This is a genomic window from Neobacillus citreus (genome assembly GCF_018343545.2).
Classification (GTDB): domain Bacteria; phylum Bacillota; class Bacilli; order Bacillales; family Cytobacillaceae; genus Neobacillus; species Neobacillus citreus.
The window spans coordinates 116,154-128,556 of record NZ_JAGYPE020000004.1 but is presented as its reverse complement, the minus strand read 5'-3'; the positions used below and the strand labels follow the sequence as shown (position 1 = coordinate 128,556).

Sequence of the window (12,403 nt, the reverse complement as noted above, 5' to 3'; positions counted from 1 at the left end):
AAGATGAATATACAGGATTTTCAGGTGAAACTTTTTAAAGAAGCCGCCTCCACTGGTTTTACAGATGTTGAGGTTTACTATGAAATGAAAGAAGTTTTTGGCTGTCAAATATTTAAAGGCGAAATGGACCAATACGAAATCGCGGAAGACGGCGGTGTTTCTTTCCGTGGTATCATTGACGGGAAAATGGGCTACGCCTATACGGAAAAATTAGATGATGCCTCTATCCCCTTCCTATTAAAAAATGCAAAAGAAAATGCTGAGTTCATGAATGACGAGGATATTGAAGAAATATTTGCGGGCAGCAGCTTTTATGAGAACCGGAATTTTTATTCCGCAGTCTTAAATGATGTAACCATTCTGGAAAAGATTCAATTTATCAAAGATGTGGAACGTGAATTGCTGGCAATGGACCCGAGGATTGTGGCGACAGATTATTGTTTGATACGTACGACATCGGTAACCAAAAGCCTTTCCAATACTAAAGGATTGTCCTTGAGTGATCAGGTGAATTATTTGTATGTCATGGTGGAAGCGATTGTGAAAGATGGAGAGGAAACCAAGACATCTTTTGAATTTAAAGTAACAAAGGACTTTCAAAGTCTGGCTGCCAAAGAGATTGCTACAAGAGCAGCTGAGGAAGCCTTATCACAGTTGGGTTCGCGAAATATTACGAGCAAGGATTACCCTGTCCTGTTACGTAACGATGCGGCCGCCAGCCTGCTAGCTACTTTTTCCGACAATTTTTCAGCGGAAAACACTCAAGCGGGGTTATCTTCGCTTAAAGATAAACTGGGGAAGCAAATAGCGAGTTCGATGGTGACAATCGTCGATGATCCATTCCTTGAAGATGGCCTTGGCAGCAGGAATTTTGACAGTGAAGGAGTAGCAACGGAGAAACTTACCTTGGTGGAATCAGGTGTGTTGCATTCCTTCCTCCATAATCTAAAAACAGCTAAAAAGGACCAAACAGCCACAACCGGTCATGCCCAGAAAGATTCCTATAAAGGTGCCGTCAAGGTTGGGCCTTCCAATCTTTATATTGTTCCTTCAGCATCATCTTTGGAAGAGTTGGTCTTTACGATGGGCGAAGGCGTGTTGATTACCGGTTTATCCGGCTTACATTCAGGTGCGAACCAAATATCCGGTGACTTCTCGGTTGCTGCGAATGGGTTTTATGTAAAGGACGGAAAGATCCAATTTCCAGTTAATCTTATGACGATCGCGGGGAATTTCTATCAGCTTTTGACCGATGTGGAAAAAGTAGGATCCGACCTAACCTTCCCACTCTCACCAGTTGGTTCGCCGTCACTACTTATTAAGTCCTTATCCGTTACAGTAGAATAAAGTGGTGTTTTTATAGGGGGCTGTCTCTCACCTTGGGGGTCAGCCCCCCGTTGCTTTTAAGCTATAAAATTTAATTGACAGGAATCGAATTTAATCATAATGTTATCATTGTTGAAAAAATCCTAACCTTTTTGGTGATCATTGTGAAAGAATTGGTTGTTGTTCGAAAACAGAAAAGACTAAGTTTGCCCGTTTCTTTTTTAAAAAAAGACATCGTATTCACGGTTTCACTTATATTAGCATTGGCAAGCTGCTTTCTGCATCCTCCAAAGCTTGAATATATAAACCTCAAGGTTATCATAAGTTTATTTAACCTTATGCTAGTCATTAAGGCCTTCGAGGAATTGAAACTATTAGATAAATTCGCGATTTCAATCTTGAATAAATGCCATACAAGCAAAAAAGTATCCGCGATTCTCGTTTTCTTATGCTTCTTTAGCTCAATGTTCGTCACCAACGACGTTGCCTTAATAACATTTGTACCGTTAACACTGATTATAAGCAAAAAGTTGAAGAACAACATGATGGAAACGATAATCCTGCAAACGATCGCGGCTAATCTAGGCAGCAGTTTGACACCAATGGGAAATCCGCAGAACCTGTTTATCTTTACTTATTACGGAATAAAACCTTTGCAGTTTTTCGGAACGATTTTTCTATTAGCTATTTTGGGAATTGTTATACTTGGAATTCTTTTGATGAGACTAAAAGGGAAAGAATTAAATGTGGTGTTTCCGGCTTCTACTTTTGAGGGAAGAAAAAAAGCGGTTGTTTGGGGAGTAGTCTTCGCCTTCATCATTGCCTCTATCTTTGGTGTGGTTAGTGACAAACTCGCCTTTTTCCTGACGTTAGCGGCAGTTTGTTTGCTAGATATTCATTTATTGAGAAAAATAGATTATACCCTGCTGTTTACGTTTATTTGCTTTTTTGTTTTCATCGGAAATATATCGAATACCAGCATCGTAAACACGTTTGCGAATGAAAGTCTCGACAGTTCACATTCTGTTTTCTTTACGTCGATTCTTTTAAGCCAATTGATCAGCAATGTCCCTGCCTCCCTACTGCTGGCAAAATTTACACCAGATTGGCAGCCGTTATTAATGGGCGTCAACATTGGGGGCCTTGGCACTATTATTGCTTCACTGGCAAGTGTCATTTCCTATAAACTATTCATTTGGGAGTTTCCGGAGGAAAATAAGAAATACTTAATAAAATTCAGCATTTATAATTTTTCATTTTTAGCAGGAATAACCCTTATACAGTATTTAATTGGTGTATGAACCAGCGCCGGGAGACTTGCCCCCGGCGTTTTACAGTTTAAATGAGTTTATTCTTTAACGAAAGCGACGAATCTTTCGACGACATCATCGACGAATTTCAACGTTGCTTCTTCTTTCAAAAGGCCTGTTTCTTCATCAAATTTCGTATGTGCCTGGCTGATCAGGATTTCGTTTCCTGCCGGCGGCAATAGCTTTGCCTGAAGTGATGCTAAGATTTCACGTATATGCAGTTGGGCCCGCAGTGTTCCTGCTATGCCCATAGTTGCACCGCCGGTCATAACCGGTTTTCCAATCAATACTTTATCGACCCGAGACAACCAATCAAGCGCATTTTTTAACACGCCAGGAATCGACCAGTTGAATTCAGGAGTAATAATAATAACACCGTCAGCTTCTTTAACCTTTCTCTTGAATTCCAATACAGGCTCAGAAGGATTAAATTCATCATCTTGATTATAATGCGGAAGTTGTCCGATTTCAAGAATCTCTAATTCGAATTTTTGAACAAACCTCTCCTTAATCGTTTCTACCAAACCCCTATTATAAGAATCTTTCCGTAAACTTCCCACGATTGCTACTAATTTCATTTTTGTCACACCTCTTTATGTAATAATAAAAAACGTTTACTTAAAAGATTATAGGTATAAAAAACTTAACTTTCAACAAAGGTGCCTAACTGCAAAATCCATTCTTCTAGGACCAATAGGACCAATTGCTCATTTTAATATTTGAAAACACCTTTATTTTAAAAGAAAAACTTTCACCTTTTGGAAAAATATCACTTAAAGTTAAACTGAAAAAACAGGACAAGTTTACTAATTACTCCATGTGATTGTATACTAATATTTGAATTTTGTTTAAATCTAGGTGGTGAGAGTAAATACCGTGATTTTAATGATCGACAACTATGATTCATTCACGTATAACTTAGTTCAATTCATACGCAAGATCGGTGAGGACGTAGTGGTGATTCGGAATGACCAGTTAACCTTGGAAACAATAGAAATCATGCAGCCTGATTCTATTTTGATTTCTCCCGGACCGGGAAATCCAGATACCGCTGGTCTATGTTTAGAAGTTGTGAAAAGATTTCATCAGGAAATACCTATTTTGGGTGTCTGCCTTGGGCATCAGACCATTGCCCAAGCATTTGGCGGAAACGTTATTAAAGCTGCTAAACCGATGCATGGGAAAATTTCTTTCATCAGGCATGACAAGCGTGGTGTCTTCACAGGACTGCCTTCACCATTTCAAGTCACACGATATCATTCATTAATAGTCGAAAAATCCACCCTTCCCCCCTGCTTAGAGATTAGTGCTAGAAGTGAGGACGGGGAGATTATGGCCCTTCGCCATAAGGAATATAAGGTGGAAGGCGTTCAATTCCATCCCGAATCCATCTTAACGGATAACGGAATGGACATGCTCCGAAATTTTTTTATAAAGGAAAAGACAAATGAAACATAGAGCACCTCTTTTAACCTTCGAATTTGCCGATACATATGGAAAAATTAAGCCGCTTACATTTCAAAATCCTATTGAGGTTATTGTGGCTCAGACAATTGCAGATGTATTACCAAGCTTTCAACACCTGCAAGAATGGGTGGATAAAGGCTATTATGCAGCGGGATTTCTATCATACGAAAGTGCGCCAGCCTTTGATTCGGCTTTTAAAGTCGTGGAAGGCGGTACCTATCCCCTGCTTTGGTTTGGTATTTTTCAAGAACCGATATATCAACAGATTAGCAGTAACGGAGACTATACACATACGGACTGGGTTCCATCAGTTAATATGGATCAGTATTATCAAGCGATAGATTTCATTAAACAATCCATTGAATGCGGAGATACATACCAGACCAACTATACGATTAGGTTAAACTCACACTTTCAAGGAGACGACCTTGCTTTTTATGGAAAACTCAAAAAAGCCCAGTCTTCGAATTACTGTGCGTACATTAATACAGGTGAACATAGTATTTTATCAGCCTCTCCTGAATTGTTTTTTCACTGGAATGGCAGCGATATCACCACCCGGCCGATGAAAGGTACGATAAAAAGAGGAAAAACATTGGAGGAAGATAAAGCAAATTCGAACTGGCTTTTCGATTCGGAAAAAAACCGGGCCGAGAACCTAATGATTGTTGACCTATTGCGAAATGATTTAGGGATGATTGCTGAGCCTGGGACTGTAGCAGTTCCAAAGCTTTTTGAAATTGAACATTATCCGACCGTACATCAAATGACCTCAACGATAACGGCAGAGGTGTCTGATCATATCAAACTTGTTGATATATTTAAGGCCCTTTTTCCATGCGGGTCTATAACAGGCGCACCGAAGATTAGCACGATGAAAATCATTTCCGACTTGGAAACAGAACCGCGTGATGTTTATTGCGGTGCGATTGGATATATCACCCCGAACAATGAAGCTGTTTTTAATGTACCGATTCGAACCGTTTTGATTGATCATCTTTCAGGGAAGGCCACCTACGGGGTTGGCGGCGGGATCACATGGGATTCTACTTCTGATGGCGAGTATGACGAAATTCTCACAAAAGCAAGTCTGCTTGAAGCGGATAGTCCGGAGTTTCAATTGCTGGAAAGCTTGTTATTGGAGGATGGCACCTTCTTTTTATTGGATGAGCATCTCCATCGCTTGAAAAATTCTGCTGAATACTTCGGTTTTCCGTTTGATTTTGATGGCATCAGAAGGACTTTGAATGATTTTTCAATTAACCATAATACGGGTCAATTGAAAGTTCGTCTTCTCTTGGACCGGCAAGGCCAGTTTACAATCGAAGGTAGTCCGATTAACCAAATGGATTCTGTCGTGAAGGTTACTCTTGCAGACAAACCAGTAACCAAGGAACACTTATTTTTATATCATAAGACAACGTATCGTGACATTTATACGCAATTCCAGAAGAAGAAGCCGGGTGACATTTTCGATGTCCTCCTTTGGAATGAAGATGAAGAATTAACGGAATTTACAAATGGGAACATCGTTTTGCAAATAGGCGGATTATTATGGACCCCCTCCGTAAAAAGCGGACTACTAGCTGGTACTTTTCGTGATGTTCTTATAAAAAATGGTGAGATCCAAGAAAAAACACTCACGCTTGCAGATCTGTATAATAGCGAGAAAATCTGGTTTATTAACAGTGTCCGTAAATGGATGGAAGTACAATTGGTTTAACGCGTTTATGAGGAGGAGTGCAGCGTGCACCTTCCTCCTCTTTTTTAATCTCCCCATACAGTCCTCTACTCCATCTTACATTCATTAACAGATTCTACTATTTTCATAATGTTTATATAATATTTTAAAATATCAAATTTCTACAAAAAACTCTTTATTCGTAATAAAACCTAGCAAAATCAGTCGTTTGTTATCGAGAACATTTTATTTTCTACTTTTTATTAATGTTGTATTATTATATTGAAATTCCAAATTTTACTATTGATAAATATAGGGGGTGTATAATTTGTTTGTTCTTTAAAATGAACGCTATTCTTTATATCGGGGGAGGTTTTTGCTTATGCAAAAACGATTAAAAATCTCGTTTACTGTCATTTTGTGTTTATTACTATTGTTTCAGGCGTCTGGTCAGACTACTATCGCCAAAGTAGAAAGCAAAACCAAAAATAGTACAGAGGTTATCAACAAGAAAAAAAGCAAAATTACTGCTGCTGACCGACAAGCTGCTGCTGACCGATTATCAGTTAAAATGGACGCAGTAAATAGCCAAGACACAACACCTACGCTTACGCCGGGTGCAACTCCGGATTATTTTGGTAAAATCCCTAACTACGCGAATAGCCAGCTTCCCACTGATGGACCGGTCGTGAAAATCAACGGCGACGGTACAGGAGCTGCTGCCACCGCAACCGTAGCAAATGGAGTTATTTCTGAAATTACGATCGTTGATGGCGGTTCTGGATATTTTATCCCTCCTACTGTTGAGATCTCTGGTGGCAACGGAACAGGAGCTGCTGCAGAAGCAATAGTGGAAAACGGAGTAGTGAAAAGCATTACGATCACCAACGGCGGCAGCGGTTATGTTAGAACTGGAGGCATCCGCAAGTTTGTCGATTCACTACCAGGATTAGGAGCAAATAATGCCAACAATCTTGGTCAGTATATACCTGTAGCCGTACCAGATACAACAACCTATAATGGCTCAGATTATTATATCATCGAACTCCGTCAGTATACCGAAAAGCTTCACAGTGACCTGCCTCCTACAACCCTTAGAGGCTATCGGCAAATAGACTCTCAAGGTAACCCTATCACCAACTTCAACTACCTTGGACCAATGATTATTGCACAGAAGGACCGTCCTGTTAGGGTAAAATTTGTTAATCATCTTTCAACAGGTGAAGGAGGAAATTTATTCTTACCAGTAGATACAACTGTTATGGGCGCTGGCCTTGGTGACAAGGGGTTGAAAGTAACACCAGGTTACCCGCTAAATTACACACAGAATAGGGCTACCCTGCATTTGCATGGTGGAAATACTCCATGGATTAGCGATGGTACACAACATCAATGGATTACTCCAGCAGGAGAAAAAACCGATTACCCACAAGGAGTTAGCGTTCAAAATGTTCCAGATATGGCCACTCCTGAACCGGGCTCACAAACCTTCTATTACACCAATCAACAAAGTGCTAGATTAATGTTTTACCATGATCACTCATATGGTATCACTAGACTTAATGTATATGCGGGTGAATCTGCTGGCTACATCCTTGAAGACTCTGCAGAAAAATCATTAATCGACGCGGGAGTTATCCCCGCAGAGCAAGTGCCGCTTATTATTCAGGACAAGACCTTTGTCCCAAATGACACTCAACTAGCCGCAACAGACCCGACTTGGGATAAATCCAAATGGGGCGGCGAAGGAAATCTCTGGTTTCCGCATGTTTATATGCCAAACCAAAATCCTTACGATATTGAAGGGGCAAACGCAATGGGTAGATGGGACTATGGACCATGGTTCTGGCCGCCATTTACAGGGATTGTGAACGGTCCAGTTTCAAACCCTTATTATGACCCGGTCAATGCACCGTGGGAACCGCCGGTAATCCCTGGAGTTCCGAATGTATCGGTTGTCCCAGAAAGTTTCATGGATACTCCGCTTGTTAACGGAACCGCCTACCCATTCCTTAAGGTTGGAAAAAAAGCTTATCGTTTCAGGATTTTAAACGCCAGCAACGACCGCTTCTTTAATCTGCAGCTTTATTTTGCTAAGTCGAACGATGCGATGTGGGATGATAACGGCAACTTAAATAATCCAAATGCCGGAGAAGTGAACATGGTGCCGGCCGTTCCAAAGGCGGGGCTTCCTAGCACTTGGCCAACAGATGGCCGTGATGGCGGTGTCCCTGATCCAGCGGCATCAGGTCCAAGCATGATCCAAATCGGTACAGAAAGCGGCTTTTTACCAAAGCCTGTCGTTCTACCGAATACACCAGTTGGCTACGATTATGACCGCCGCAGTATGACCGTCTTAAATGTCACAAATAAAACGCTTTTCCTCGGTCCTGCTGAGCGTGCAGATGTCATTATCGATTTTTCCGGTGTCCCTGATGGTTCTAAGCTCATTCTCTATAACGATGCACCTGCACCGGTTCCGGCATTTGACACCCGCTACGATTATTACACTGGGAACCCGGATCAAACTGACACAGGCGGCGCACCATCTACCCTGCCTGGATATGGGCCGAACACAAGGACAATTATGCAGTTCCAGGTTTCTTCCAATCTTGGAACAGGTAATACCTTTAATTTAGATACATTGGATAAACAATTGCCAGCCGCTTATGCAAATTTTCAAGATAAACCAATAGTTCCTCAGGCAGGTTACAACAATGCTTTCGGTACCACTTATCCTGCTGACGGCTATGCAAGAATCTTTGATACATCCATGACCTTCTTCAACGGGCCGATAACAGGATTTAAATTAACTAATGGCGGATCTGGTTATACATCTGAACCTACAGTATCCATAACAGGTGGTGGCGGTACTGGGGCAGCCGCGACTGCTACATTAGCAGCAAGGCCAATTGAGTCGATAAGTGTCAATAATGGTGGAACCAGTTACACTAGTGTCCCACAAGTGTCTGTTACAGGTGGCGGCGGATCTGGGGCACTAGCGGAGGCAAATCTTACGCCAACTTCAATCGCCACTATCACGGTTACTAATGGCGGGAATAAATACTCTTCTCCGCCAACAGTGTCATTCATTGGCGGCGACGGGTTAGGAGCTGCGGCTACAGCCACAGTGAGAAACAACAGAGTCACGGCGATAACAGTAACAAATCCCGGCTCCGGCTATACGTCTGCACCAACCATACAATTTACGGGCGGTGGTGGCAACGGTGCTGCTGCAATAGCTAATCTTACCCCGACCTCTGTTGGCAAAATAACATTATCCAATGGCGGTTCTGGTTATACTTCAACACCTTCTGTAACCATCACAGGTGGAGGTGGATCTGGGGCTCAAGCAACTGCCGTACTCGCGCCAGCAGCTGTAGCCAGCGTTCAATTAGTCAACGGTGGAGATGGTTATGGTTCAGCTCCGACTGTAAGCATCACCGGAGGTGGCGGATCTGGTGCAACCGCTGAGGCGTTAGGACTTACAATGGAAATGCAGCCTAAATCAATTATAGAAGACTTTGATGTGAATTACGGAAGAATGAATTCGATGTTAGGGGTCGAAGTGCCTCACACAAGTGCTAATGTTCAAACCTCCATCCCATATGTTGACATTGATCCGCCAACAGAAATATTTAAAAACTCTGATGCAGCCGTTCCTTTAGGGGCGCTAGCGGATGGTACACAAATATGGAAAATCACCCATAACGGCGTGGACACACATGCAATGCACTGGCATATGTTTGATGTGCAATTAATTAACCGCGTAGGTTGGGATGGCATGATCAAGGCTCCGGATCCAAACGAATTGGGCTGGAAGGATACAATTCGCATGAATCCTTTAGAAGATGTGATTATTGCGATGAGACCGATAATTCCAGATGTCCCGTTCGATCTTCCTAACAGCATACGGCCTCTTGATCCGACGATGCCACTCGGGTCGACGATGGGCTTCATGAACGTAGACCCCACCAATCAACCGGCCGCAGTCACAAATCAATTGGTGAACTTTGGTTGGGAATACCTGTGGCATTGCCATCTGCTTGGGCATGAAGAAAATATTATGATGCGTCCGATGGTCGTAACGGTTGCTCCAAAGGCTCCAGTGTCCCTCGCAGCAGTTGCAGGCAAAACGGGTGTGACCCTAACCTGGACAGACCGATCACTGAATGAAACTGACTTTTTAATTCAGCGGTCTACCGTATTTGATGGGCCATGGACCAATGTCGGGACAGTAGCGGGTGTGAAGGGAGTAGGTGGCAACGGTACATTTTTAGATAAGTCCGTAACGAAGAAAAAAACCTATTTTTACAGGATCATAGCCAGTAATACAACGGGCTACACTCAGAAATACTCAGTTTCAACGGTTGGCTATCCGACTATGACGGAAAATTCACAACCGACAACACCGATTTCTGTTATAACACAATAAAAAAACGAACTCCGGATTTATTAACGTTATCCGGAGTTCTTATTTTGTAACTTTAAAGTAGACATAGTCGCTAGCTCTACATGTGATAATAAGAATTATATTCGATTATACTCTTTCATTATCCGCAATAGATCTTGATGATCAATCGCTTCAACCTTATGCCCGTTGGGTTTCACGGTTGTCATTGTTTCTGCTGCAATAAGGGCATTTACCACAGACTCATCAACTGCCTGACAAACCGCTTCATATATCGGGTCAAAAACTTCGTCATTAACAAACTCCATTTTCAGCTTTTCTGGTGCTGATTGCGGAATATCCATTTCGTTCGCAGTAGAAAAAGCGAGAAAAATATCTCCTGAACTGTTTCCGCCAGGACTTCCGCTTCTTCCAATGCCAATCGCCGCACGTTTGGCAACGCGCCGCAGTTGGTGTGGAAGCATCGGGATATCAGTCCCAATAATGACAATGATGGAGCCCTGCTCTTTATCTAAAAGTTTTTCCTTCATCATATGTTTTCCGACCGGTACACCTAAAATGGTAAGCCACTCACGCAATCCAAAATTGGCTTGGACAAGAACTCCTATATGATTCGTCTGGCCATCGATGGTAACAACACGAGACGATGTACCTGTCCCGCCTTTAAACTCGTAGCAAATCATTCCCGTTCCACCGCCAACATTCCCTTCAGCAACGGGACCCGTTTTTGCATTATTAATCGCCGAAAGCACATGCTCTTCAGAAATATGCTGACCGTTTATGTCATTAAGGACGCCATCATAGGTTTCGGCAATGACAGGCATTGACCATATATGTTCATTACTGAACTGTTCACCATAATGGTTTATCATCCATTTTGTGGTAGCATGATGAGCCATTCCTACCGAGTGAGTATTGGTGATGCAGATGGGGCTAAGAAAGTAGCCGGCATCGTTCACCCAATGTACCCCAGTCATCTCGCCATTTCCATTTAAACTGTAAAATCCGGCCCAAATTGGATGCATCGTATTCTTTTTTCCTCTTGGCAGGATGGCCGTCACTCCAGTACGGATGGGCCCTTTACCGATTTGAACCGGCCCTTCCCCTTCAATAATGGTCGTAAAACCAATTTCTACCCCCGGTACATCGGTTAAGGCATTATTTTCTCCTGTCACACCAGGGAATGGCAAGCCGAGATCACTGGCACGCTTTTTACCCAAATTACAACTCCTCCTTACTGTGAACAAAAGAGGGCTCAACCCTCTCCATCAAGATTTACAGAGTGAAGCGGCCCTCTCAACTTGTTCTTACTTTATTTTGTATTCGTATTTATCTAGGATCCATTGTGGGAGTTCCATCCGTGCTGTCATGAGCGGATCCACTATCTGGCAGATTCGCAAGTCACCCACAAGGGATAACAGCATTCCTGCTTCATCGGTATCAAATTCAAGCTGCTGGACAAGAAATTGATGCATATTGATTGTGGCTTGTTGGGCCGCCTCATCTAAAGTTTCAGCAGATGCAATTGTGATTAGCTTCTCTTCGCTGACAAGCATCGGCAATGGATACGATTCTCCTTTTAGAACATCGACCTTAACGGTTACTTCTCCAGGTATTTCCAATCCACAAATGACAATTTCTCCATCAGCCATCACGGCATGCAGGTCTCCCATTGAAAGAAGGGCGCCTGGAACATTTACCGGTAAATAAAGAGTAGAGCCCTTTATGATCTGCTTGCAATCCATATTGCCGCCATGTTCGCCTGGTGTACCAGTCGGAATTTCCTCCCCGCTAGGAGCGGTACCGATAACACCAATCATCGGTTTAATAGGAATATGAATTTTATCATTGAAAACAGCTTTCCCTTCCCGAATTGGAATAACTTTTGTCGTTTCGCCCGACACATAATCCCGTAAAACACCAAGCTTTGGTGTCGTCGTCATGACACCTTTTTGGTCTATTTTAATATCCAATATCTCTACTTTTAGAATATCCCCCGGCTCCGCCCCTTCTACATACAAAGGACCTGTGGCAGGATTGATCTGCTCCCAGCCAACGGAGCTGAACAGCTGATCCTCCCGCTGGATTTGATTGCTAAAGCAGTCATACGTTTCGAACACAACCGTGCTGCCAGCCTGAACTTTTTTAACAGGCTTATTGTTCGGTGACATCGTTAGTACGCCTTGTTCCTTGCGAATTATTTCCATG

The 12,403-nt window shown here is 42.5% G+C and carries 8 protein-coding genes; 5 read left to right on the top strand and 3 right to left on the bottom strand.

The genetic code is table 11. The annotated features are described in order from the left end of the window. The first annotated feature begins 3 nt into the window (after positions 1–3). Positions 4–1,347: a TldD/PmbA family protein gene (locus tag KHB02_RS04200; RefSeq protein ID WP_213139936.1), complete on the top strand. Its 1,344-nt coding sequence runs from the start codon at positions 4–6 to the stop codon at positions 1,345–1,347. A gap of 143 nt (positions 1,348–1,490) precedes the next feature. After that, entirely contained in the window at positions 1,491–2,627 is a 1,137-nt protein-coding gene (locus KHB02_RS04195; RefSeq protein WP_213139935.1) for an SLC13 family permease, read from the top strand. A gap of 47 nt (positions 2,628–2,674) precedes the next feature. Here KHB02_RS04195 and KHB02_RS04190 read toward each other — a convergent pair whose 3' ends face one another. After that, on the bottom strand, positions 2,675–3,214 hold the full coding sequence (locus KHB02_RS04190) for an NADPH-dependent FMN reductase (protein ID WP_213139934.1): 540 nt from the start codon (positions 3,212–3,214) through the stop codon (positions 2,675–2,677). 298 nt (positions 3,215–3,512) lie between these two features. Between KHB02_RS04190 and KHB02_RS04185 the strand changes: the two genes are divergently transcribed. The 3 genes from KHB02_RS04185 (at position 3,513) to KHB02_RS04175 (ending at position 10,219) form a co-directional block, all read left to right on the top strand. Further along, complete coding sequence (locus tag KHB02_RS04185) at positions 3,513–4,094, top strand: anthranilate synthase component II (RefSeq protein WP_213139933.1); 582 nt, start codon at positions 3,513–3,515, stop codon at positions 4,092–4,094. Then, a complete protein-coding gene (pabB, locus tag KHB02_RS04180) occupies positions 4,084–5,826 on the top strand; it encodes an aminodeoxychorismate synthase component I (RefSeq protein ID WP_213139932.1) in 1,743 nt (580 codons plus the stop codon). Before KHB02_RS04185 ends, pabB begins: the two co-directional genes overlap by 11 nt. Positions 5,827–6,166: 340 nt before the next feature. After that, on the top strand, positions 6,167–10,219 hold the full coding sequence (locus tag KHB02_RS04175) for a cupredoxin domain-containing protein (protein WP_213139931.1): 4,053 nt from the start codon (positions 6,167–6,169) through the stop codon (positions 10,217–10,219). A 95-nt stretch (positions 10,220–10,314) separates the two neighbouring features. Here KHB02_RS04175 and KHB02_RS04170 read toward each other — a convergent pair whose 3' ends face one another. Both KHB02_RS04170 and KHB02_RS04165 read right to left on the bottom strand, forming a co-directional pair. After that, positions 10,315–11,415 carry a DmpA family aminopeptidase gene (locus KHB02_RS04170; protein WP_213139930.1) on the bottom strand — a complete coding sequence of 367 codons (1,101 nt, stop codon included), beginning with the start codon at positions 11,413–11,415 and terminating at the stop codon, positions 10,315–10,317. A gap of 87 nt (positions 11,416–11,502) precedes the next feature. After that, complete coding sequence (locus KHB02_RS04165; protein WP_213139929.1) at positions 11,503–12,402, bottom strand: acetamidase/formamidase family protein; 900 nt, start codon at positions 12,400–12,402, stop codon at positions 11,503–11,505. Between the last annotated feature and the right edge of the window lies 1 nt (position 12,403).